The organism is Arthrobacter crystallopoietes (assembly GCF_017603825.1).
GTDB lineage: Bacteria > Actinomycetota > Actinomycetes > Actinomycetales > Micrococcaceae > Crystallibacter > Crystallibacter crystallopoietes_B.
In genome coordinates this window covers 723,147-747,437 of sequence record NZ_CP072014.1, presented here as the reverse complement: position 1 = coordinate 747,437, position 24,291 = coordinate 723,147, and the positions used below count along the sequence as shown (strand labels likewise).

Annotated in this window: 20 protein-coding genes and 1 pseudogene; 9 read left to right on the top strand and 12 right to left on the bottom strand. The window is 61.6% G+C overall.

The window, feature by feature from the left end:
• Positions 1–46 precede the first annotated feature (46 nt).
• Positions 47–721 carry a GntR family transcriptional regulator gene (locus J5251_RS03575; RefSeq protein WP_208575202.1) on the top strand — a complete coding sequence of 225 codons (675 nt, stop codon included), beginning with the start codon at positions 47–49 and terminating at the stop codon, positions 719–721.
• A 45-nt stretch (positions 722–766) separates the two neighbouring features.
• On the opposite strand, the gene J5251_RS03570 is transcribed toward J5251_RS03575, so the two are convergent.
• The gene (locus J5251_RS03570) at positions 767–1,681 is read right to left on the bottom strand and encodes a LysR family transcriptional regulator (protein WP_139006467.1); all 915 of its coding nucleotides are present in this window, start codon (positions 1,679–1,681) and stop codon (positions 767–769) included.
• 114 nt (positions 1,682–1,795) lie between these two features.
• Between J5251_RS03570 and J5251_RS03565 the strand changes: the two genes are divergently transcribed.
• On the top strand, positions 1,796–2,866 hold the full coding sequence (locus tag J5251_RS03565; protein ID WP_208575201.1) for an MBL fold metallo-hydrolase: 1,071 nt from the start codon (positions 1,796–1,798) through the stop codon (positions 2,864–2,866).
• 71 nt (positions 2,867–2,937) lie between these two features.
• Complete coding sequence (locus J5251_RS03560; protein ID WP_348272962.1) at positions 2,938–4,200, top strand: MFS transporter; 1,263 nt, start codon at positions 2,938–2,940, stop codon at positions 4,198–4,200.
• Between the two features lie 166 nt (positions 4,201–4,366).
• Here J5251_RS03560 and J5251_RS03555 read toward each other — a convergent pair whose 3' ends face one another.
• Positions 4,367–4,531 carry a hypothetical protein gene (locus tag J5251_RS03555; RefSeq protein WP_208575199.1) on the bottom strand — a complete coding sequence of 55 codons (165 nt, stop codon included), beginning with the start codon at positions 4,529–4,531 and terminating at the stop codon, positions 4,367–4,369.
• Between the two features lie 89 nt (positions 4,532–4,620).
• Here J5251_RS03555 and hutU point away from each other — a divergent pair.
• Positions 4,621–5,748 (top strand): annotated as a pseudogene (gene hutU / locus J5251_RS03550) (urocanate hydratase); the annotation flags it as partial.
• A 2-nt stretch (positions 5,749–5,750) separates the two neighbouring features.
• Positions 5,751–6,020, top strand: a complete 270-nt coding sequence (locus tag J5251_RS03545) for a hypothetical protein (protein WP_208575198.1) — start codon at positions 5,751–5,753, stop codon at positions 6,018–6,020.
• A 562-nt stretch (positions 6,021–6,582) separates the two neighbouring features.
• Here the strand turns inward: J5251_RS03545 and J5251_RS03540 are convergent.
• A complete protein-coding gene (locus J5251_RS03540) occupies positions 6,583–7,587 on the bottom strand; it encodes an Lrp/AsnC family transcriptional regulator (RefSeq protein WP_208575197.1) in 1,005 nt (334 codons plus the stop codon).
• A 112-nt stretch (positions 7,588–7,699) separates the two neighbouring features.
• On the opposite strand from J5251_RS03540, the gene J5251_RS03535 reads away from it, so the two are divergent.
• The gene (locus J5251_RS03535) at positions 7,700–9,172 is read left to right on the top strand and encodes an MFS transporter (protein WP_244250912.1); all 1,473 of its coding nucleotides are present in this window, start codon (positions 7,700–7,702) and stop codon (positions 9,170–9,172) included.
• Positions 9,173–9,211: 39 nt separating this feature from the next.
• Positions 9,212–10,420: a M20 family metallopeptidase gene (locus tag J5251_RS03530; RefSeq protein ID WP_208575195.1), complete on the top strand. Its 1,209-nt coding sequence runs from the start codon at positions 9,212–9,214 to the stop codon at positions 10,418–10,420.
• 753 nt (positions 10,421–11,173) lie between these two features.
• On the opposite strand, the gene J5251_RS03525 is transcribed toward J5251_RS03530, so the two are convergent.
• The 8 genes from J5251_RS03525 to J5251_RS03490 form a co-directional block, all read right to left on the bottom strand.
• On the bottom strand, positions 11,174–12,139 hold the full coding sequence (locus tag J5251_RS03525; protein ID WP_244250783.1) for a PDR/VanB family oxidoreductase: 966 nt from the start codon (positions 12,137–12,139) through the stop codon (positions 11,174–11,176).
• Between the two features lie 40 nt (positions 12,140–12,179).
• Positions 12,180–13,340 (bottom strand): histidinol-phosphate transaminase, encoded by a 1,161-nt coding sequence (locus J5251_RS03520; RefSeq protein ID WP_208575194.1) that lies wholly within the window; start codon positions 13,338–13,340, stop codon positions 12,180–12,182.
• Between the two features lie 17 nt (positions 13,341–13,357).
• On the bottom strand, positions 13,358–14,632 hold the full coding sequence (locus J5251_RS03515; RefSeq protein WP_208575193.1) for an alpha-hydroxy acid oxidase: 1,275 nt from the start codon (positions 14,630–14,632) through the stop codon (positions 13,358–13,360).
• A 62-nt stretch (positions 14,633–14,694) separates the two neighbouring features.
• Positions 14,695–15,462, bottom strand: coding sequence for an amino acid ABC transporter ATP-binding protein (locus J5251_RS03510; protein ID WP_244250782.1), 768 nt, complete (start codon positions 15,460–15,462; stop codon positions 14,695–14,697).
• Positions 15,459–16,415, bottom strand: a complete 957-nt coding sequence (locus J5251_RS03505) for an amino acid ABC transporter permease (RefSeq protein ID WP_208575192.1) — start codon at positions 16,413–16,415, stop codon at positions 15,459–15,461. Before J5251_RS03505 ends, J5251_RS03510 begins: the two co-directional genes overlap by 4 nt.
• On the bottom strand, positions 16,412–17,329 hold the full coding sequence (locus J5251_RS03500) for an ABC transporter substrate-binding protein (RefSeq protein WP_208575191.1): 918 nt from the start codon (positions 17,327–17,329) through the stop codon (positions 16,412–16,414). The genes J5251_RS03505 and J5251_RS03500 overlap by 4 nt, the downstream gene beginning before the upstream one ends.
• A gap of 350 nt (positions 17,330–17,679) precedes the next feature.
• Entirely contained in the window at positions 17,680–19,377 is a 1,698-nt protein-coding gene (locus tag J5251_RS03495; RefSeq protein ID WP_208575190.1) for an HAL/PAL/TAL family ammonia-lyase, read from the bottom strand.
• Complete coding sequence (locus tag J5251_RS03490) at positions 19,355–20,137, bottom strand: IclR family transcriptional regulator (RefSeq protein ID WP_208575189.1); 783 nt, start codon at positions 20,135–20,137, stop codon at positions 19,355–19,357. The genes J5251_RS03495 and J5251_RS03490 overlap by 23 nt, the downstream gene beginning before the upstream one ends.
• Before the next feature lie 169 nt (positions 20,138–20,306).
• Here J5251_RS03490 and J5251_RS03485 point away from each other — a divergent pair, with 169 nt between their 5' ends.
• Positions 20,307–21,515, top strand: coding sequence for a cytochrome P450 (locus J5251_RS03485; RefSeq protein WP_208575188.1), 1,209 nt, complete (start codon positions 20,307–20,309; stop codon positions 21,513–21,515).
• Positions 21,516–22,250: 735 nt separating this feature from the next.
• Here the strand turns inward: J5251_RS03485 and J5251_RS03480 are convergent.
• A complete protein-coding gene (locus J5251_RS03480; RefSeq protein WP_208575187.1) occupies positions 22,251–23,369 on the bottom strand; it encodes an acyltransferase in 1,119 nt (372 codons plus the stop codon).
• Between the two features lie 49 nt (positions 23,370–23,418).
• On the opposite strand from J5251_RS03480, the gene J5251_RS03475 reads away from it, so the two are divergent.
• A complete protein-coding gene (locus J5251_RS03475; RefSeq protein WP_208575186.1) occupies positions 23,419–24,165 on the top strand; it encodes a DUF427 domain-containing protein in 747 nt (248 codons plus the stop codon).
• The last annotated feature ends 126 nt before the right edge of the window (positions 24,166–24,291 follow it).

The window sequence follows — 24,291 nt, the reverse complement described above, 5'->3', positions numbered from 1 at the left end:
CCGCACCCGGTTCATACCCTCGCAAATAGGTCGGTAGATTGGTGGGATGTCGTTGAACGCATCACTGGCGGAAGAGTCCGCACGAGACCGGGCCGCCCATGCCCACACGGGGGCTTGGCTGGCCGGACTGCTGCGCGAGCGGATCGCCGAGGGGCACTTGCTGCCCGGCTCCAAGCTGTCCGAACAGGCGCTCGCCGACTCCTTCGGGGTCTCCCGCAACACACTGCGCGAAGCCTTCACCGTCCTGGCCGGAGAGCAGGTTGTCACCCGCATCCCCAACCGCGGAGTCCTGGTTGCCTCCCCGGGAGCTGAAGGGGTCCGCGAGATCTACCGCGTGCGCCGGATGCTGGAGCCCGCCGCTGTGCTCTGGGGGCCCGAACTCGACATAGTCGCCCTGAAGACGATCATTGCCGATGCCCGGGCAGCGCTGGCCCGGGGATCGGTGCCAGAGATGGCCGATGCCAACCAGCGATTCCACGCGGAACTGGTCCGTGCCACCGGCAGCACGGACCTGCAGGACGTGATGACCCGGGTATTGGCCCGGATGCGCCTGGTCTTCCACTCGATGCGGCACGCGCCCGACTTCCACAGCCATTACGTGGAACTCAATGCGGGGCTGGTGGACCTGCTCGCCGAAGGCCGCCGCGAGGAAGCCGCCGAGGCCCTGCGCGGCTACCTGGATCAGGCGGAGGCAGAACTGCTGGAGCACCTCGAAGCCTGATCATGAAACGGAGAGTACGACGACGTCCAGGGCAGTCCTGTTCTCCTACTGCACCGGCGACTTGTCCGCAGAGAATTCGTCCTGACAGTAGCTGAGTAATGCACGGACCTTCTCGGACGGGACGGTGCCTCGCGGATACGCCGCAACTACCGCGTTGTCCGGTAAGTCGTCTTTGATGCGCCGGTACGCCAGGGGCAGGCCTTCATAGGTTTGGTCTCCGAGGGGGCGCCCCATGAGGACGGAGTAGGCGAGTCCGCGGGCGACGAGGGAGCGAATCGTTTCGACGTTGGTACTGCGCCACTTGATCTGCGGTTCGAAGCCGGCGTTGCGCAACTGGGTTTCGGCCAGATCACGCGCCGGCTGGAGCCCCAGCAGCGCGGCCGGTGAGTCTCCGAGATCGCGTAGGGCTATTTCGTCTTGGTCGGCCAGCGGGTGGTCGGGGCTGAGTAGTAGCTGAAGCCGGACAGGGGCGACTGTTGTCAGCTCCAGCTCTGTATTTACGTGCAGAGAGTACATGAGGCAGACGTCCAGCTCGCCGTCGAGCAGCAGCTGTTGCAGCAGGTCTGATGATCCCTCCACCAGTTCAATGTCTACCGCCGGGTGGTTTGTCGCGAAGAATTCGATGATGCGGGGCAGCAGCCAGGGCGAGAGCGTTCCGAAACAGCCGACCTTCAAGGGCCCGACAAGCTCTCCCTGGATCCGCTGGGCTGCGAACTGAAGCTCTCCGGCGTCCGTCACAATGGAACGCGCCCGCTCCGCTACCCAACGGCCGGCGGACGTCAGAGTTGCGCCTTTGGCTTTTCGCCGCAACATCAGCTGTACGCCGAGACCGGCCTCAAGATCATTCAGAGCCAGCGACAGACCTCCCGGAGAGACGTGGCAACGCCGGGCCGCAGCGCTGACGGAGCCCAGATCCGCTACGGCTAGAAAATACTCCAGCTGACGGAGGGTTATCTGCATTATTAGCTCACCTTAAATTAATTTTGATTTACTTGTGATTTACAAAAATTGTGATCCTTTCCATAGTTAATGTCCAGAACCTGCGACGAACGTTGCCTACTTGCTGGAGGACCCATGACTACTGAGACTGTGCCGACACATGAGTTGAAGCCCCATGTCGTTGCTTTAGGCACTGCTGGTGGCCCCCGCTGGTGGAAGGGGGCCGGGCAGGGCGAACGTTCCGGTATTGCAACCGCGGTGATGGTCGGCGAGGCGGCGTACTTGGTGGACATGGGCCATGGTGTGGGCCGGCAGCTGATGATGGCCGGTATCGAGATCCCACAGATCCGCGGGATGTTCCTGACCCATCTGCATTCGGACCACACCATCGATTTGGCCAGCATGACGGTTTTCGGGTTCCTGCACATCGTGGACCCGGCCCAACGGCCCATCAAGATTCTGGGGCCCGGCAACCGTGGCATGCTTCCGCTTCCCTCGCCTCGTGCCGCCACCGCGCCCGAGCCGCTGTTTCCGGAAAATCCGACCTTGGGCACGCGCGAGATGGTGGAGACGTTGTTTCGGGCATACTCCACGGACGTCAACGACCGGGTCATTGATTCTCTACGCCCCTCACCCCTGAAATATTTTCAGGCCGAGGACATTGTGGTGCCGGACTCCGCAGGCTTCCATCCGAACGCCGACCCGACTCCCGACATGGAACCCTTCGAAATTTACCGCGATGAACTCGTGACGGTGACGGCAACGTTGGTCAGGCATCCACCGATCGCTCCTGCCTATGCCTTCCGCTTCGACACTGCAGGCGGCTCAGTGACCATTTCCGGGGATACCGCACCGTGCGACAATCTGGTCCGATTAGCAGAGGACACGGACCTCTTGATGCACGAGGCTATCGACTTCGGCTGGGTGGAGAAAGCCTATGCCCATGAAGAGCCGGCGATTGCGCAAGCCTCGGTGGATCACCACCATAAGTCGCACACGAGTCCCCGGCAGGCCGGCGAAATAGCCACCCGCGCCGGGGCCCGTGCGCTCGCCCTTCACCATCTTGTACCGGGAACCGCTGATCCGGCGGTCTGGCGCAGGGCCGAAGAAACCTTTGCCGGCCCGGTTTACGTTCCGGACGATCTGGAGATCATCTCCTTTGCCCGGGACGCTGTTCCTTCCCTCGCTACTGCAGAAAAGGTGTGACGATGACGACGACACCCAGTATGGACACCCGCCATCAGGCTCCAGCCAATGAGAGCCTGAATACTAAGCACATGCGGAGGATTCTTGCCTCCAGCTTCATCGGTAGTGCCATCGAATACTATGACTTCCTGCTTTACGCCACAGCCGCGGCCATCGTGTTCGGACAGGTCTTCTTCACCGATCTCGGCCCGGGCATGGCAGCTTTTGCCTCCTTCGGAACACTGGCCGCCGGCTACGTTGCCCGCCCCTTGGGCGGCGCGATCTTCGGCCATTTCGGTGACCGCGTTGGCCGCAAAACCGTGCTCATCGTCTCCATGATGACCATGGGCGTGGCAACGACGTTGATCGGACTCCTGCCTACAACCGCGCAGATCGGCGTCATTGCACCCATCCTGCTCATCACGTTGCGCGTGGTTCAGGGTCTGGCGGTCGGCGGCGAATGGGGCGGCGCCATGCTCATGGCACTGGAACACTCGCCTGACAAGAAGCGCGGCTTCGCAGCGAGTTTCGCCAATATGGGTGCGCCGGCGGGTGCCCTGCTGGCGACTTTGGCCGTCAGTCTCTTCACGCTGCTGCCGGATGGCCAGTTCCTGGCCTGGGGTTGGCGGGTTCCGTTCCTGATCAGCATCGTGTTGGTGACCGTCGGCCTGGTCATCAGGCTGAAGGTCAGCGAGACTCCGCTGTTCCAGCAGTTGGAGGCGAAAGCGGATTCAAAGAAAATTCCGCTGACTGAGGTCCTGACCAAACATCCGAAAAACCTGGTCTTGGGCATCATTGCCGGAACGAGCGTCTACACAATCGCGGGCATGGTCACCGTATGGGCGGTCTCCTACGCCGTCGATGCCGGCGCGGACAAAACAGGTGTCCTCAACGCCAAGGCTTTGGCTGCCTTCGGTATGGTCATCACCACCATGATCGGCGCCCGCCTCAGCGATCGGTTCGGTCGCAAGCCGGTTATGCTCACCGGTGTTATCGCCGCAGCCCTCTGCGCCTTCCCGATTCTTTGGTTGGTGGACAGCGGCACCGTAGTGGGCTTCACCGTCGCTGTGGTGCTGGGCCAAGCCCTGCAGGGCCTGATCTTCGGACCCTTCGGTGCCTTCACCGCCGAACTGTTCCCCACCCGTGTCCGTTACACCGGGGCCTCCCTGTCCTACCAGAGCGCCTCTACTTTCGGCGCCGGTTTCACGCCCGCAATCGCCGCTGGCCTGCTCGTGATCGGGGGCGGCAGCCTCACACTGCTTGGTTCCGTTTGGATCGTCGCCTTCATTGCGGCAGCCGTAGCCATCCTGCTGACCAAGGAAGGCCGCACCCAGGACTTGGCCGGGATGAAATAGGCCCCGTTTCGAAAATCCTGCGCAGCCAGGGGATTCTTAGCTGAGTAGGAGAGGATGAAGGCGCCGGCGGTGGCCACCGTGAACTTGAAGGTCATGGTGGCCAGCGTCGGTTGCACGTCTTCGCCGAGGACCTTGAAGGTGAGCCAGGTCAGGATCAGGTAGTGGCTCAGGAAGGCGCCGAAGGCGGCGCTCGACATTGCCAAGATGAACTGTGCCAGCCGTGGCGCGGGTGCCAGTCTTTGAGCAGGTGGAACACGGACGTGAAGATGCACAGCGCCGCCAGCATTACGCCGAACCCGTTGTAGCTGGACGGCGTGATGGTGTTCAGCATCGGCGTCGAGTAAGTCCACCTCCCGCGTGTTGCCGGCGATTCCGGACGCACCAGGGGGCGGTGGTGTCGGCCTCGAACGAGCGCGACGTCGGCTGAACGGCGGCGCGTGCCTGATTGTCGACGTCGACGAGACGCGCCTGCGCCGCCGCGCTTCCAAGCGCTAGCTGGATGCGGTTGAGACCGACCTCGACGCCGCTATCGCAAAGGTGCTGGCTGCCAAGGCCGACAAGCGCGCACTGTCCGTTGGCTTCGTCGGCAATGCCGCCGAAGTCTTCCCCGAGATCCTGCGCCGGCACAAGGCCGGCGAGCTGGCCGTGGACGTGGTCACGGACCAGACCTCCGCCCACGACCCGTTGAGCTACCTGCCCGAAGGCATCGCTGTCGAGGACTGGCATGCCGAGGCTGAAGCGGATCCGGTGGTCTTCACCAAGAAGGCCTAGGTCTCCATGGCCCGCCATGTGCAGGCGATGGTGGAGTTCCAGGACGCCGGCGCCGAGGTGTTCGACTATGGCAACTCCATCCGCGACGAGGCGCGCCTGGGCGGCTACGACCGCGCGTTCGAGTTCCCCGGCTTCGTCCCCGCCTACATCCGTCCGCTCTTTTGCGAGGGCTTGGGTCCGTTCCGCTGGGTTGCGCTGTCCGGTGATCCGGAGGACATCCGCGTTACGGACGAGGCGATCAAGGAGATCTTCCCCGAGAACGAACATCTGCACCGCTGGATCGACGCCGCGCAGGAGCACGTCGAGTTCGAGGGCCTGCCGGCGCGTATCTGCTGGCTGGGCTACGGCGAGCGCCAGAAGGCCGGGCTGTTGTTCAACCGGCTTGTGGCCGAGGGCAAGGTTTCGGCGCCGATCGTGATCGGCCGTGACCACCTGGATTCCGGTTCCGTGGCCTCTCCGTACCGTGAGACCGAATCCATGGCGGACGGTTCCGACGCGATTGCCGACTGGCCGCTGCTGAACGCGCTGACCGCTGCTTCCTCCGGCGCCACCTGGGTCTCCATCCACCACGGCGGCGGCGTCGGTATCGGCCGCTCCATCCATGTCGGCCAGGTCTCCGTGGCCGACGGCACTGAGCTCGCAGCGGCCAAGCTCACCGCCCTGCTCACCAACGATCCGGGCGTGGGAGTGATCCGTCATGCCGACGCCGGCTACGAGCGTGCCGTCGACGTAGCTGCCGAGCGTGGCGTCCGGATCCCGATGAACGAAGGAAAATAACTATGACAACGGCACAGCTTGCCACCGTGGTCCTGGGCACTTCCGGTGCCGCCGCCGACGCCGTCATTGCCGCGGCCCGTAACGGGGCCCACGTGGAACTCTCGTCTGATGCCCGCGAAGAGGTGGCCCGGGTCGGGCCCATGTGGACGCGCTGGCACAGTCAGATGCTGGCACAGTCAGATACTCCGGTATACGGCATCTCCACGGCATCTCCACGGCACTCGGGAGCGAGAGACGGATCGCCGGTGAAGCCGACCACTTTGCCACGGTAGTCCCGGACCCAGGTTCGTCCTTGGTGGCGCCGTCGTTGACCCGCTATTTCTGCCGACCGAGATCGTGCAAGTGGGCATCCCGCTTGACCTAGGCATATTCTGTTGCGCAAGCTCTTCCACCCGAACAGGCGAGGGACAATGTGTGGAACGGGTGCCCAATTCTGAAGGTGATCACCGCGGCCAGTGCCCGGGTTTCATGACCAGCTTTCTCAAAACCGGGCTGATTTGCGGACACACGCGACTGAGACTTCTCAATCGATCAGCCGGCTGCAACGCCTTCGGTCAGCAGGCGGGACACCATTGCAGCCCCGATGCAATGGGTCGCCCGAGAGCTGATGCGGGTACTTCTTGGCGTGTGCCGCCCTACTAGAGCAAGGTCCTTGACGGTTGGCGTCATTGATAGCTGGGCCTCGCATGCTATGCGAGGGGCTTGATGGACAGTTCGTGAGCGCCCGGCGCCTCCCAAGCTCCTGGGACCGTTCCTCACTTTTAGCGGGATGAAACTTGCCGCCCTTTCGATGAAGGCAGTCCTGACAAGGGCAGTGTTAGGCGGAAGTTGTCGTCAGGGGCGGCTCAGGCTAATGATTTCTCCAGTAGCGCGGCCCGAGGAGTTGAGCAGGTGCCCCAGATGCTTATATACCCGGATCACCATGGACCTATCCACAATCCGGGCGCCGGGCAGTCGCCGCTCGAGCTCCGTTTCCTGTCCCAGCGTGTCCGACCTGCTGCGTGAGCTTAGCGCCACAATGAGGTTGTATTGGCCTGTTGCGACTCCCGCGAACTGTACCTCGTTCATGCTGAGCAGAGCTTTGTTTGCGGTGGTCAAGGTTGAGCTTGGGACCTGCAGGAAGTACCAGGTGACAACCGGCCAGTTCGAGTGCGTCTGGGCAATGTCCACCCTGAGTTCCAGCACCCCCTGCATCCTCATCGTGGCAATGGAGTCGCTCACCCGCTGGGGGCTGATGCCAAGTATTCCGGATAGCTCGGCGTTGGTAGCGCGGGCATTCTTTTCGAGCGCGCTGACGATCGGGGCTACGAGCTGCGGTGGAACGATCTTTGCTGCGGCGGTCCTCGGCGGACGGTACCGCGGAATGCGTTCGGCCTCCTCATGGGTCAAGGCGCGCAACGTCCACTGGTGTCCCAGCTTGAACGGAGAATTGACGATGTAGGTGCGGATCGCCCGGACGCCGGGCAGCTTTCCCAGCCGGACGAGGATGTAGTCGGCCAATTCTTCATCGTCCCGGGTGGACAGCGTAATGACCATGTCCCGGAGTCCACTTGTGAGATCAATAGAATGGATAGCTGGATCCAGGCTTGCCTGTTTGGCAGTGGTGAGTACCTGTCCGGGGTGGCACTGCACCTCCACGAGCGCGATGCTGCGATAATGCCCGGTTGCCATGGCTGTGATCCATGCCGCGCCGTCGGCGGAGATGCGGTCCCAACGCCGGGAAAGTGTCACCGAATCGACGCCGATCACCTTGGCCAAAGACGTCCACGGCAGCCTTGGTTCGATTTGGAGAGCATTAATAATCTTCAAATCCGTCTCGTCAGGATGAGAATTCTTCATCAAGCCCCTCAAATCAAAAGAGTTTCATCATATTGTGCGCGGTCGCCAATCCTTATGTCACTGTAATCTGGATCACCGCCAAGGGGTGGTGTGGTGTGAGGAGCAGAGAATTATGAGTTCGACCAGGGGGCGGGCGTCCACGACGACGGCCGCAAGCATTCGATTGTTCGTACCGGTCCTTGTTGCACTGGAGTTCTTCTCAGGTCTTGTACAGGGCTGGATTGTGCCGCTGCTGGGCGAGATCGGGCGCGTCTTCCAAGTGCCCGGCGGGGCCACCAGTTGGGTCCTTGCCGTGGGCCTGCTGTCATCGGCGGTTTCCGTTCCGCTTATCGCGATGCTGGGGGACCGGTTCGGGCAACAGCGGCTCCTGGTCGTTTCCGTGGCTCTTGCCGCTGCAGGATCATTGCTCGTCGCCTTCGCACCGGCATTTGCGTTCGTTCTGCTCGGCGCCGCAGTCCAAGGCCCTGTGGCTGCGTTTCTGCCACTGGCAATGGCACTGTTGAAAGCGCACCGTCAGAAGTCGGCCAACAAGGACATCGGATTGATGGTAGGTGCGCTTACGTTCGGGGTTGCCGCCGGAAGCGTGTTGGGCGGGGTCGCGATGGACGTGATCGGGTCGCTTCTCTGGGTGCAGTTGATTCCCGCGTTGGGCATCGCGTTGTTCGTGCCGCTTGTGCGAGTGCTCGTGCCCGAAGGCCGGCCCGACGCCAGCAGGATGATCGACTGGAAAGGTGCTGCGCTGCTCGGTGCCGGGCTCGTGGGTGTGATGTATGGCCTGTCCGAAGCGCCTCAGCGCGGCTGGCTGTCTGAGCATGCGCTCATCCCCCTGGTGGTCGGGATTCTCGCGCTCGTGCTGTTCCTACGCGTGGAACGCCGGGCACCATCCCCACTTGTGGACCTTCCGGCGATCCGCTCCTCTCATCTGGGAAACCCAATATTTATTGGCTTCCTGGTAGCGGTCACGATGTTCGGCAACCAGTCTCCGCCCGTGTTGTTCCTAAGCGCAAACCCCGCAGTAACGGGTTACGGTGCCGGACTTTCTACTACAGGTGTGGGCATTGTTCTCGCTGTATCAGCCGGAAGTCTTACTCTTGGTTCCTTCTCATCTTTCCTCCTTGCAAAGGTGCTGGGACGCAGCCGGGCTCTTGTCCTTGCCTGCTTGCTTTCCGCCGCCGCGTTGGTCTGCATGGCGTTTGTGCCTTCCTCGGTTCTGCTGTTTACGCTCTGGCTGGCAATCGGTGGAATAGGTATGGGTGTGGTGTTGGGGGTACTGCCCGGTGTGGTCATCGAGCGGGCGCCGGTTGCGGCGCCAGCCTCAGCGTCGGGGGTCTACAACACCGCCCGCACCATCGGTGGTTCCCTCGCCGGTGCATTTGTCGCATCTACCACCCTGCTGGTCACTTCTGCCGGTACGTCTTCAGGGAACACAGCACCTTCGATGCAGGCCTTTCAGATCATCTGGATGGTCTTTGCCGCACTGAATGTCGCTGGCGCCGTCTGTGCCGTTTTCATCTCACGGCCCCCGGCGGCGGTGCATGCCGAGGCAGAATTTGAGCTCGTCGAGGAGGCGGCTGCGCGGCGGTAGAGAACATCCACGTACCAGACACGAATTGAGGAGAACCACATGAACGCAAACCAGAACATCCGTGCAACCATCATCCGAACAGTAGAGACATGCAGCCACTTATTGATCGAGCTGAGCAAGAGCATCGGTAACCGCCCAGAACTCGCGTTCGAGGAGTTCCATGCCGCAGCCGAGATAGCCGACGTTTTGGAGAACAACGGCTTTGACGTCACACGGAGCGCCTACGGGCTCCCCACTGCCGTCGAAGCGGTATATGGCAACGGTGATTGCACTGTGGCGGTGCTTGCCGAGTACGACGCGCTGCCCGGGATCGGCCATGCCTGCGGCCATAATGTAATTGCCGGAGCTGCGGTGGGCGCGGTTCTGGCCCTCAAACCGGTAGCCGAGGAACTTAATCTGCGCATTAAGCTCCTCGGCACTCCGGCAGAAGAAAAGGGCGGCGGTAAGATCCTTATGCTCGAGCGAGGAGCTTGGGACGACACCGATTTCTCCCTCATGGTGCACGGCGCTACCGGAGCGCAGACGCCCTGTGCATCTTTCCGTACGCAGGCTTATGAGCATCTGGCCGTGACCTTCACCGGTCGCACTGCCCACGCAGCGGCGGCACCCCACGAAGGAGTCAACGCGGGCGATGCAGCGACGTTGGCACAGGTTGCGCTCGGTCTGTTGCGCCAGCAGCTCAAGCCCACTGTGGTGGTCGCCTCGTTCGTCGTCAGCGGGGGTGCGGCTACGAATATCATTCCCGGTAAAACGAACCTGCAGGTCGAAATACGGGCCTTCGACGAAGATGACTGGCTGGACGCCAGCGCCCGTGTCCGGTCCTGTCTGGAAGGCGCTGCCATCGCAACCGGTTGCCAGGTTGTGATTGAGCAGACCGAGATTCCTTACGCCCCGATGCGTCAGCACGACGATATCGCCGCCTACTGGGACAACAACATTGAGCAGCTCGGCTACACCTTGGAAACAACCGGCGGCATGGGCAGCGGATCCACGGACATGGGGAACATCTCCCAGTTCCTACCCGCCATCCACCCGTGTATCACCTTTGCTAACTGCGACGCCGTGCCGCACACCATCGAGTTTGCCCAAGCCGCTGTTTCACAGACCGGAGACACCGCCATGATCGACGGTGCCAAGGCCCTAGCCCTCACGGTGGCCGATGTCGCAAGGAACCAACAGCTCACTGACCATCTCACCGAACTTCGCCACGCCCGCTCGGCCCAAGCCGTTGTAACAACGCACGCCTGATTGTTCTGAAGAGCGGCAGTGCAGGCCGGTTCCATGCCGTACCTGCCCCTTGCCAACGACAATTTCCCCGATGAGGGATAATTCCAAGGAAAGAGCACAGCTATGCCCCTCGACAACTGGGAAGAACTCCATAGATGGAGTGTCCAAATCCTCAGGGACGGACAGGTCATTCGGACAGGCAAAGTGGAGGAAGTCACCAGGATACTCGCCGAGCAGAAGGTTCCACACGCCTGGAAGAGTTTGGCGGTGTGCTCCACGCCTTCCTTCACCACGGGCGAATGCTGAATGAAGCGAGAACGGCGCTGAGCCGGGGCGCCGAATTCTATGTGACGCGAGGCGAAACTGCCCTCATAAGCAGTTAGCACTCCGGCTCCTCTACGAAGTATGGGTGCCATAGCGGAGACGGCGTTCCCCAGCGCGTCGCGGGCGAGGTTTGGATGAGCCTTGCACCCGCCCCCGAAGGCCGTGCACGGTCTGGGCATACCAGACCTCGTGATTATCTGAAGGTGTATTCCTCGAACGCTGACTGACCATTCCTATCGGCGGACCGGATCCGATTCTCACAGGAAAAAATGGTCTGCGAGCTGTAAGGTTCGGCCCGGATCGGCCCGGATCGGCTCGGTGCCGGCAGGTCCTTCAGCCGGTCACGTGAGGAAATCGCTGAGCTGGTGGAAGTCTTCGGGTGGCAGGACCATAGAAGCTAGGAATCGGTTTCCGCCCTGTCCAGCCGTGTCGGAGTCGCTGCGGGGAGGTCTAAATGTCTAGTACCAGGCGCTTGCCGAAGCAGCGCGAGACACAGATCATCATGGTGTCCCCCGCCTGGCGTTCTTCCCCTGACAGTAGACTGTCCCGGTGGTCGATCTCCCCGGAGATCACCGGGGTTTCGCAAGTGCCGCAGATGCCTTCGCGGCATGAATTAAGAACGGGTATGCCACTTTCCAGCAGCGCTTCCAAAACTGAAGTGCCTGGGGGGACCAGGATCTCTGTGCCGTCTGCCGTTTCTACGCTGAACTCCGTGTCCAATGTCTTGCAGTCGGAGTCGGTAGCCGGGCGGGAGACGAACCGCTCGGAATGGTAGCGGTTAGGTCCTGGCCAGTCCCCGGTCAGTTTCTCGAGGGCATTCAGCAGCGGTCCCGGCCCACAGGCGTAGACATGGGTGGACGCGTCCAGCCCATCGAGGAGCGGTTCAAGCGGAAAAAGCCCGGACACATCGTCCGTGTGGATGTGGACACGGTCGTGGTAAACAACAAGTTCCTCCAGGAACGCCATGGACGTACGGCTCCTGCCCAGGTAGATGAGTTTCCAGTCCGCGCCTGCCGCCTCGGCTTGCCGGATCATGGGCAGGATTGGGGTGATACCGATTCCGCCGGCAATAAAGAGATACCGTGGTGCAGCGTCCAGACTGAAGTTGTTCCGGGGACCGCGCACCTGCAATTTGGTACCGGGTCGCAGTTCGTCGTGTATCCAGGCGGATCCGCCGCGTCCCTGCGGCTCCCGCAGTACGCCGAGACGCCAAAAGCTATCCTCTGGCCGGGAACAGAGCGAGTATTGGCGCAGCAGGCCGTTGGGCAGCATGACGTCCACATGGGCGCCAGCCTCCCATGAGGGCAGCGCCTCACCGCGAGGGTGTTCAAGCCGCAGCGCCAGTATGGAATCGGACGCAGGTTCGGTCTCGGTGACTTCTACATCGAAAAATTCGCTGTTCAACGGGGTTTTCAAGTCGTTCTCCTCAGACAAATTAGCAGGCGGATGCCGGTGTTTAAGTCAGCGTGCAAAGGGTGCCGCTGGTTGTATGGACAGCCGCGCCCATGGAATCAACTGCGGCCAGTACTGCCGTTGTTGCGCCGTGTTCGCCCAGAGTGATGCGTACTCCTTCGCGGTCGAATGCTCTGACCGAAACGGACTGGGCCAGGCAGGCGGCCTCCAGTTCCAGGGCGCGGTCGCCGGCGGGGATCCACACGAAGTTCCCTCCGCTTTCCGGCACCTCGATACCCCGGCTGCGCAGCTGTGCACTTAGATAGCGGCGCTCGTCCACGATGCGCGAGATGGTCTGTGCGGTCGCGTCGGGTTCGTTCCAAGCGGCAATAGCGGCTGCTTCAGCCACCCGGCTGAGCGGGAAAGGTGGGGCGGCGCGCCGCAAGTTCGCCGCTATATCCTGGCTGGCTGCCAAATACCCTGCCCGGAGTCCGGCTAAGCCGTATGCCTTGGAAAAGGTCCGCAGGACAGCCAGGTTGGCATATTTCTTCAAGAGGTGTGTGCTGTCGTGTTCGGTTAAGGAGAATTCCCGGTATGCCTCGTCCAGGATCACCAGCACCTGCGCTGGTACCCGGTTAAGGAAGTCCATCAACTCTTCGTGGTCGATGGTTGTTCCTGTTGGATTGTTCGGCGAGCAGACGATCACGGCCCGGGTGGCTGTTGTTATAGCGGCGGCCATTGAGTTCAGATCGTGCCGGGTAGCGCTGGTGAGGGGTACTTCAACGGCTGCAGCGCCGGTGACTCCGACGAGTATCGGGTACGCTTCATAGCTGCGCCAGGCGTAGATGACTTCATCACCGCTGCCAGTGTAGGTGGTGAGCAGCAGTTGGAGCAGGGCAAGCGATCCGGCTCCTGCGACCACCTGGCCGGGCTCAAGTCCTAGTCTCCCGGCCACGGCCGCCACGAGATTGTCACCTGCGAGACTGGGGTAGCGGTTGGCGTCGGCAGCAGCCGCCGCGACCGCATCCTGGACCGCACGCGACGGTGGAACCGGCAGTTCGTTGGATGAGGCAATCCAGCGGACACTCGCCTTACCCGCTGAACGAGAGTATCCAGGCAGCATGGCAATTCCTGGCCGTGGTGACGGGCCGGTTGTACCGCGGTTGGTGCCCCGAGGGGCAGGCGGTTCCAGCGGCGGCAGGGGGCTGGCCGTATTCGTGCTCATGTCGTTTCCTTCCGCTGTCATGCTTGGGGCAGGAGCAATCCGGGGATTTCTCCGGGTGTATGGGGCCGGGGAAGCACGGGCTCTTCATCGAGAAGCTGCATGCCTCGGCGTCGCAGCTCATCGACGCTGGCGACTCCGAGCAGTTGCATGGTGCGGCGGAATTGGCCAACAAGGAGGTCAGCCAAGTACGCGACGCCGGGTTCACCGGCGGCTGCCAGCGCCCACAGATACGGGCGGCCGATCATGGCCAGGTCTGCACCCAGAGCGATCGCGGTGGCAATGTCTGCACCGTGCCGGATACCTGAATCAACGACGATGGCGAAGTCGTCGCCGACGGCCCGGCGAACCGGGTTGATCAGATCGGCGGGGGCAATGGTGCGGTCCAATTGACGGCCGCCGTGGTTGGACAGATGCACTCCGTCAACTCCGAGGTCGCGTGCAAGGACGGCATCGGCCGGACTGATCGGGCCTTTTAACAGCAGGTCCCCGTCCCAGATCGCACGCAGCTCCGCCAGATCGCTCCACGTCACGCCCGGGTCGAACTGTGAGCCGATGTTCTCGATAGTCAAAGCATTGCTTCCGGCGCTGTCGGAGACATTGGCGAATTCCAAGGCGGGAGCGCGGAGCATCCGCATCCAGTATCCGGGCTTGGTCCCGATTTCCAGCAAGCTTGCCGGCGTGAGCCGCGGCGGAATGGTGAATCCGTTGTGGATGTCCCGCAGCCGGTTGCCGGGAACTGCGGTATCCACTGCTATTTCGAGAACCCGATAACCCGCCGCGGCCGCACGGCGGACAAGCTCGTGGGCCCGGGCCCGGTCTTTCCAGACGTAGAGCTGGAACCAGCGTTCCGCTTCGGCAGTCGGCCCGGTTGCCAGCTCCTCCAGTGAGGTGGTAGCCATCGTGGAGAGCACATAGGGCAGACCCGCGGCAGCAGCGGCGCGGGCCACTGCGGGTTCGCCCTCGGTCCTGACCATTCGGGTGTAGCCGGTGGGTGCGAAGCCCAGCGGCGCGGCCGCGCGCCGACCGAGGAACCCGGTGCTGGTATCCGTTGTACTGACATCAGCTAGTGCAACGGGAATGAAGCGGTGGCGTTCGAAGGCCGCGCTATTGTTGGCCAGGCTGAGTTCGCCGTCGGCTCCGCCGTCGATGTACTCCATCACCGGCAGTGGCAGTCTTCGCGCTGCCAGCTGCCGCAGGTCCTCGACGGTGTGGCACCGGGACATCGCCCGTTCAACCGACGAACCTGTGGGGAGCTTAACCGAGACCAGCCTTAGGGCTTGAGTGAGTTTCATGCGGCAGCCGCCGCAGCGCAGCCAGGCGTTAGGACCATCATGGCTCTACACCTTTCCCGGGTTCATGCCAGCACCTTGGACAGGAAGGCCTGGGTTCGGGCCTCCCTGGGGTCTTCGAGCACTTGCCGGGGATCGCCGCTTTCAACGAGGCAGCCATCGGCCATGAAGTGGACAACATCACCGACTTCTTTGGCGAAGCCCATTTCGTGGGTGACGACGATCATGGTCATTCCGGATGCGGCCAGCGAGACCATGACGTCCAGTACTTCCCCGACGAGCTCCGGGTCCAAGGCGGACGTCGGCTCGTCGAAAAGCATCACGGTGGGCTTGAGCGCGAGGGCCCGGGCAATCGCAACCCGCTGCTGCTGCCCGCCGGAGAGCTGGCCCGGATAGTGATTGCGTTTGTCCGCCAGACCGACCCGTTCCAACAGGGCCATGCCTTCTTCGATGGCTGCTGCCCGGCGGCGCCGTTGGACCACGGTAGGGCCTTCAATGACGTTTTCCAAGGCGGTGCGGTGGGGGAAGAGGTTGAACTGCTGGAAGACCATACCCACGGAAGCGCGTTGGCGGGAGGTTTCATGCTCCTTTAGTTCGCGCAGCCGGTTGCCGATCCGGCGGTAGCCGATGGGTTCACCCTGCACCCATAGCTGGCCGCCGTCGATCTTTTCCAAATGGTTGATGCAGCGCAGGAAGGTACTCTTGCCCGAGCCGGAGGGACCGAGTAGGCATGCGACTTCACCCGCCTTCACATCCATGTTGATGCCTTTGAGGACCTCGACGTGGCCAAAGGACTTGCGCACTTGCCTGGCACTGACGATCGGATCGTTCATTTGAGTCTCTCCAGTTCGACGGCGGGGACAGCGGCAGGCAGCGCGGAAACGTGCACGCCAGCCGGGCGGCTTGTAATCCGCCCTTCCCTGGCAGGACGGATGGGGGAGAAGCCTCGTTCGAAGTGCCGCTCGACGAAATATTGGCCTATGGACAACACCGCGGTGACGGCGAGGTACCAGATGGCAGCGACAATCAGCAACGGGATCGTCTCGAATGTCCGCGAGTAGATGATCGAAACCGACGTCAGCAGTTCCCCGTAGCCGATGACGATGACCAGCGACGTGTATTTGAGCATGCCGATCGTTTCATTGCCTGTTGGCGGGATGATCACCCGCATCGCCTGGGGCAGGACCACACGCCGCATGTTTTGTGCCCGCGACATGCCGATGGCTTGGGCAGCCTCCGTCTGGCCCTTCGGAATGGACCTGATTCCGGAGCGGACAATCTCGCCCATGTAGGCGCCCTCATTCAGGCTCAGGCCCAGCAATGCTGCCGTAAACGGGGAGATGATGGCGTTGGTTTCAATTTCGAAAAAGCTTGGTCCGAACGGCAGGCCGAGGGCGATCGTGGGAACGAGCGCAGCCATGAAGAACCAGAAGAGCAGCTGCACCATCAGCGGAGTGCCCCGGAAGAACCAGGAATAGGCCCACGCTGAGTAGGACAGGATGGGGTTGCTGGACATTCTGCAGACGGCTACGAGGATGCCAAGCAGCACACCGATGGCCATGGCTATGCCGGTCAACATCAGTGTCCTGCCTAAGCCTGTCAGGACCTGCGGGGCAAAGAGGTACTGACCAACGACGTTCCACTGGAAGCGCTCGTTCGTGAAGGCCGCATAGACCAAGAGAACGACGGCGACCAGGACCACCCCGGCTGCTACCCACCGTCCGGTGTACCTGGCCGGAAGGATTGGCAGGTCGTCGGCGGGCCCGGCGTCAGTGGGCCGGTTCATTCGGTGACTCCGTTGATCGGGAAATCGTCCACGGTATGGTCGGCCATGTCGTAGTCAGCCAGGATCCGGTCATACGCCCCGTTCGCTTTGATCTCGGCCATGGCCAGTTGCACGGCCTCCGTCAACTGGTCGCTTTCCTTGGGGAAGACGATGCCGAAAGCGAGATCCTGGTAGCGCGGCCCCTGTACTAGCTGGCCCTTGGAACCGGCTGCAATGACGGATCCTGATGTCGAATCGACCAGGAACGCATCGGTCCTTGCGCTCTGCAGCGCGAGGACCGCCTGGTTCTGGCCCGCGAACACCGTTACCTTCAGCGGAGCCTTGCCTGCGGCTTGGCATTTGGCCGACTGCTCGGCGGCGTCGGCATCCTCCGTAGTACCCTTCACAATTCCGACAGCCTTGCCGCATAGGTCGTCCAAGGTCTTGATGGTTTCCGCGTTGGCCGTACCAGTCATGATTCCTCCGCCAGCCGAGAAATAGTCGACGAAGTCAACCTTCTTCTGCCGTTCCACGGTGTCCGACATGGCCGACATCGCCATGTCGTAGCGGCCGGATTCCAATCCGGGAATGATGGCGTCGAAGGCAATGTTGTTGAACTCCAGGGTGACTCCGAACTGCTTCTCCAGTTCGTCAGCGATGTCCCGATCAATGCCGACGATCGTGGTTCCGTCAGTGTCGAAGGATTCGAACGGCGGATACTCCACATTGCTGGCGACATTGATTGTGCCGGCTTCCTGGATGGACTGAGGCAGCTCGGAGAACAAGGGTGCCTTCGCTCCGGCCGCTGCGGCGGCGCTGCTTTCGGATTCTGCGTTGGCGTCGGCTGAACCTGAGCAACCCGCCAATGCTAGGGAAGTTGCCAATCCGAACGCGGCGACGCTAAAAGTACGTTTAAAAACAGCTGATGAGATCATTTATTTTGCTCCTAGCTATGTTTAAAGCCTGACAATGAAGCTATTTTGTGTGTTGGTTAGAAACCTTTTTCAAACGAGCTGGGAAACAGCCTAGAAAGTAAATAGTGATTCCACAAGGGAAAGGATGCTAGTGATTAAAACTTAGTTCTTCGGCGCATGTCGTTCGATTTTCGGGCGCAAAGTAGCGCTAGCGGGGGAGGATGCCTCCGCTACGTCACAGGGTGGAACCACTATTCTTTGATGGTGATGCGGCAGAAGAAGGGCTTATGAAAGGTTCATAAGCCCTCGCGATACGCCTTAATATGAATTGGAGGACCGCGCAATTCCTTTTCCGTAATAATTTCGGAAAACTATTGGAGCGAATTCCGCTCAAAGGTCCCGGCTACGGCAGTATTGGCGGTATCCACGACGGCTCCGCTGTGCACTAGCTCCACAGCCTTTCGAACGCGCGGATACATCACCACGTCACGGCGCAAGTGATCGATCCTCCGCCCATCGGCCGATGCACTTTTGCGGAGGAGGTCGACCGTTGCGGCGCTGGCAGGCCCCGGAGTCCCGGCGGTTTCGGGCAGGCCCAGCCGCAGTTCAATGGCCTGGGCCGCCATTAGCAGCTCGATGCCGACTACCGTCTCGATGTTGGCAACTATCTGCCGGGCATGCCGACCGGCGTTATTAGCCATGGAGACATGGTCCTCCTGGTTGGCGCACGTAGGGATAGAGTCCACACTGTCCGGGTGAGAGAGAGTTTTCGAATCCGAAACCAGCGCCGCAGCCAGATACTGGGGGAGCATGTAGCCGCAGTCCATGCCGACCTGTTCGCTGGCCACGAGCATGTCAGGTAATCCGCGGTTCAGGCTGCCGTCGTCCAGACGGAATAAGCGGCGTTCCGTGATGTTGCCGATCTCGGTGACGACGATCGAAATGAAGTCCGCGGCGAAGGCGACGTACTCGGCGTGGAAGTTTCCGCCGGAGACGGCCTTGAGCTTCCGGGTGTCCGGGAGCGTAGGGAAGATCAACGGATTGTCGGTGGCCGCGTTAATTTCGTTGTTGATAATGCCGGCTGCAAAGTCCAGGGTTTCCTTGATGGGACCAAAGACCTGCGGTATGCAACGTAGGGAATACGCGTCCTGAGGTGGCTGGCGGACCGGGTCTGTGGAAGCATTGCCATCGACCAGCGTGCTGCCCGCCAGAAGTTCGCGCAGCCGGGCCGCCACTGCGATCTGCCCTTTCTGGCCGCGGGCCTCGTGCAGTTCGGCGATGAACGCATCACCGAATCCCATGAGCGACTCGATGGTCATGGCCGCGGTGACCTGCGCTGTCTCCAAGAGGTTCTGCGCATCAAAGAGCGCCAATGCAGCTTGCGCACACGAGAAGGAAGTCCCGTTAAGCAGTGCGAGACCATCTTTCGCACCCAGTGGCAGCCGGTCCAGGCCAGCGCTGGCCATGGCTGCTATTCCACTGACGATCTTGCCGTCGAGGAACGCTTCGCCGGAATCCAGCTCGTCGTCTTCGCCGATGTGGGAACGGGTCATCACGATGGCGATGTGGGCCAGGGGGATCAGGTCGCCTGAGGCTCCGAGGGATCCGTATTCGGGGATGGCCGGATAGACGCCGTGGTTGAGCATGTCGACCAGCAGCGTGACAATGTTGCCGCGGACACCCGAGTATCCCTGTGTCAGGCTGACGACGCGGATGAACATGGTTGCGCGCACAACTTCTTCGTCGACATACCGGCCGACACCGGAGGCGTTGGAAAGGACGAGCCGGCGTGACAGTTCGGCCGCATCCGAGGGGTCGGCGAAGGCCTGGCGGCCGGCCAGCGACCCGAAGCCGGTGTTGATGCTGTAGATAGGCGGCGTATCAGTGTCCGCCTGCATTCCGTCGACCACTCCGTCCAGCCACTGCTGGCTCGGCTTCATGCGTTCAAGGACGGCAGGGTCGAGTGCGACCGGACGACGGTGCCGGGCTACCTGGATCAAGTCCTCCACCGAGGACGGATCCATGCCGATGAGGACGGTCTGGGTCTCAGCCAGCGTACCTGTGTTCATTCAGTATCTCCCTACTTGATTGGAAACTCGTGGCGGATTCCAGCGACGAAGTGAGGCACCGTGCCGCCTCCTCCATAACGTTGAAGGCCGAACTTATCCAGGACTTGGAACCGCACCGGGTCTCCGGTCCTGCAATATTCAATGAGCAGACTATTTCGCCGCGGCTGAACACGGGCACGGCAAGGGATAGCGACCCAACGTCCAGCTCACCCCGCGAAACCAGTCGGCCGGCTGAACGCACGTGAGGCAGGCTGGCCTGGATCTGTTGAGCCGTGAGGGTGTTCTCTGTAAAGCGGGGCAGGTCGCGCTCGAGGACCTGCCGGACGACGTCGGGCGGAGCCCAGGCAAGCAGGATGCGCTGGCCGGCACCGGCATGCAAAGGGAGCAGTTCGTTCACGGCAAAGCTGTATTTCAGGGACTTGTCCGGTTCCGCGCGTCGAAGGCACATACCTTGGGTCCCGACCCGAATCACCATGACGGCGGTTTCTCCCACCTCGTCAACAATGCTCTTCAGGACTGCGGTGCCGATATCCGCCAGAAGCGATTGTGAATGGTTGCGGCCGCTCATTTCCAGCAGGGCACGGCCCGGCCGGTAGCGTCCGTCGTCTTCTTGAACGAAATCATGCTCCTTAAGGGTCTTGAAATATCTGTATGTCGTGCTTTGCGGGATGCCGAGACGGGTCGCAACGGCATCAACTGTCGCGTCCCCACAGGTTGCAATTTCAGCAAGAATCTTCAGACCACGTTCAAACGATGACACCTTCATCCTCCTGACTTATCTCGTGTGAGCCATGCAACACTACGATGCTCCATCAGATCTCGAATCACGACAATTCGCATTCTTGCACTGCGAGAATGGAATTTAGCCGTGTGAGTCCGCGCCGTTACGTTGTTTGGAGTCCAGCTCCCCATCGACATGTGAGGCACTCATGGCACTCGATTTGTCCACGGCAACCGCCCCCGTCTTCACGGAAGATCCTTATTCTGACGACAATTTGAGAGACCCGTACCCGCTTTTCACCCGGATGCGCGACGCAGGCCCGGCCGTCTGGCTCGAGCGATACGGAGTTCCTGCCTTTACACGTTTTGATGTATGTAAGGAAATCCTCGAGGACTACTCCACATTCATATCCAGCGCCGGCGCCGGTCCCAAGAATCTGCATCACGAGAAATCCTGGCGTGCCCAGGGCATCATGGAGTCCGACCCGCCAATCCACACCACCATGCGCCAAGCCATGGGAAGTGTCATCTCACCGCGCGGCATGCGCTCACTTCGAGGCCAGTTCCAGCAATTCGCAGACGAACTTGTCGACCGCATACTCGACCTGCGGCACTTCGATGCTGCGAAAGACTTCGCTGAAGTATTCCCGCTGCGGGTGTTCGGCGACGCCGTAGGCATTCCCCGCGAGGGCCGTGCAGAAAATCTCCTGGCCTTGGGTGCAATGAACTTCAGCACGTTCGGCCCCCACGATGACCGGGCGAAGGAATACTTCCGCATGGGCCAGGGCACCAACGAATGGGCGATGGCGAATTGCGCACGCGAAAAACTGGCAGAGGGTAGTCTGGGCCAGCAAATCTGGGACTGCGCGGACAGAGGGGAGATCAGCTCCGATCAGGCCGCCCTCCTGGTACGGGCCATGTTGTCTGCAGGCCTGGACACCACCATCTTCTCGATAGGTAACGTCATGCAGCTACTCTCCGTACACCCCGGCGAATGGTCAAAGGTGCATGCGAACCCCAGACTGACTAAGTTCGCCATAGACGAAGCCTTCCGGCTGGAATCGCCGTTCCAGTCCTTCTACCGCACCACCAGCAGGGACATTGATTTCCACGGGATCCGAATCCCAGCAGACGAAAAACTCGCGGTGTTTGTCGGCGCAGCCAACCGAGACCCGCGGCGATGGGGCGGCGATGCGGACAAGTATGACATCGAACGCCCAGCCGGTGGCCATCTGGGGTTCGGCATGGGAATCCATCAATGCGTCGGACAACCGATGTCCAGGCTGGAAATGGATGTGCTGCTGACCACGCTCGCCACGCGGGTCAAGGCCATCGAACCTGCCGGCGACGCGGTGCCCTACCTGCACAACACCCTCCGCGGCTGGGAGTCCATTCCCGTGAGAGTTGTTCCAGCCTAACGAGGCTTGCGCCGGGCCTAGTGGGTACCGCCTTGCCGTCGGGGATAAACCCGGATGGGGGTCGGACCCAGCCTGGGCGGACCCAGTACCCGGCCCCTGATCTCGACTTGACATAACTAAACGACGCGCCGAAATGGGTCTAACAGCCAGATATATCCCGCTGCTCTTTGCCGTAGCCACACAGTCAACAGGACGGTGGGACGTTGTCGGAGTTTCGGCCTGGGCAGCAACTCGTCTATTACAGTTCCATTCGAACCACCCACGCAGCTGCATCCAACCCGCAAGCGGGCGGGTGGACGCTAGGAGATTTCTACCTGAACCCCCTTCTGACTAAACATTTTATTTCGCCGAAACATAGATTATGTCTTCCCGATTGCCGGAGTCCGGCGAATAGCATCCGATGCGAATTCGACCGGTTCTCGACCCGGAATCTTTGAGTTGCCTGCACGGCTGCGCGCAAAACGCACCTGAGCGGGTTGGGGATCCGGGCGACCCCTGTCCGGCTACGGGTCAAGGGTGCCATGAGCACGCGGCTCGGCAGCGTCAGGTTGTTAAGGACCAGAGGATCGAACAGGTCCGCCAAAGTGTTCTCCCCAATTACGGTTGCGGCCGGGGAAGCATGATTTTCAGGAGAACCGTTTATCGCACGATCCTCCTGCCTTAGAGGTCGCGAAAGGCCTTCGCTCATTACGGTCAGTTTCGGCTACACACGGAGGTATGGGGCGGGTCAACTGTTCAGAAAACTTTCCGCAGCCAGGGGATTCTCAGGGCGGTGTAGGAGAGGATGAAGGCGCCGGCGGTGGCCACCGTGAATTTGAAGGTCATGGTGGCCAGCGTCGGTTGCACGTCTTCGCCGAGGACCTTGAACGTGAGCCAGGTCAGGATCAGGTAGTGGCACAGGAAGACGCCGAAGGCCGCGCTCGACAGTGCCAGGATGAACTGTGCCAGCCGTGGTCCTGGGTGCCAGTCCTTGAGCAGGTGGAACACGGACGTGAAGATGCATAGCGCCGCCAGTGTCACGCCGAGGCCGATGTAGCTGGACGGCGTGATGATGTTCAGCACCGGCGTCGAGTCCTGGTTGATCCAGTGCCAGATGTTGAAGATCGAAAGTACGACGGCGACGCCTCCTAGCAGGGCCGCGGTGCGTTTGCTGATCCTCACCTGGGCGAGGACCCAGCCGGCCATGAAGTAACCCAGGTACGGGAACCACTGGGTCAGCATGTTCCAGGGGTACTGCCACCCGAGCTCGGCTTGGATGCTGGCGGCCTGGGCCATGAAGAGAAGCATAATCACAGCCAGCACCATCGCCGTCGTTATTCCGGCAGTCCGCAGGCTGAAGCTGTGCAAGTATCGCGCCAGGGGAGGGGCCGCGAGGTACAGGCCGAGGATGAGCCAGAGGAAATACAGGTGCGGGTAGACCGAGGTGTTGAAGACATCGGCGAGGGTTTCGGCCGGGTTCAGTTCGCGTTCGAGGATTATCGAGCGGCCCACGAAAATGTAGACCAGGTGCCAGAAGATCAGCGCGGGTACGAGCCGGAGCGCGCGCTTGCGGTAGAAGTCGCCGGCGCCAGCCGCGTGGGCGCGCGGGGCCAGAGTGAGCGTGCCGGAGATGATCACGAAGACCGGGACCACCCAGATGAACGCGATGTCGATGACGGCCGCCGGAATCCAATCCGGCCGGTTGCGGGCGCTGTCGTCACCGGCCAGTTCGCCGAAGGAATGGATAGCGACCACGCCCACAATGCTGACGATGCGGAGCAGGTCCAGTGCGTAGTTGCGCGCCCTGGTAGGCATCGCTGCCGGGGCCGGTTCGGTGGATTCCGGTTGGCCGGCAGGCTGGACAGGTTCGGCCATAGGCCCAATCTACCAAGACCGGTTCGAGGGCTGAGCAGTAAGATGCAGCATGGAGATTCCAGAGCCTTTTGTAGAACCTACCCAGCGCCGGATCCGGGTGCGGCTGGGCAATGAACTGGTGGCCGACAGCACCCGCGCGCAGTTGCTGGTGCATTACGGGCCAGGCAGCCTGCCTACCTACTACGTGCCTCGGGAAGACGTTGTCCCCGGTGCGCTGACCGATGAAGTGCCGGGCTCCGGTTCCGGGGCCGGCAGCCGGTGGACCGTCCAGTCCGGGAGGAAGCGGGCCGAAAGTGCCGCCTGGTCCCACAAGAAACCGACCGGAAACTTGGCCGCGCTCGCAGGCCACGTGACTTTTTCCTGGCGACAGCTGGACTGGTATGAGGAGGACGAACAGGTTTTCGTGCACGCCCGCGATCCCTATAAGCGCGTGGACACGCTGCACAGTTCAAGGCGCGTGCAGGTGTTCATCGGTGGCGAAGAGATTGCGAACAGTATCCGGCCGCTCCTGCTCTTCGAGACGCATCTGCCGATCCGCTACTACCTGCCGTTCGAAGATGTGCGCACCGGGATGCTGGAGCCGAGCACCAAAACCACCACCTGCCCCTACAAAGGCCGCGCACGGTACTGGTCGGTCCGTGCGGGCGGCCAGCTTGAGCCGGACATCGTGTGGAGCTACGCCGAACCGATTCCTGAGAATCCGAAGATCCGCGGCCTGCTCAGTTTCTACAACGAGCGCGTGGACTTGGTGGTCGACGGCGAACGGCTCGAGAGGCCCGTTACGCCGTTTTCCTGACCCTCGCGGCAGGCAAGCAGGGCACAGAGGCAGGCGGGGAGGCAGATAGGCAAGTGCAGGAAACGTCGAAGGCCCGGACCGCGCGGTGGCGGGTCCGGACCTTCAAAGTGCCCTGGGGATGCTGGG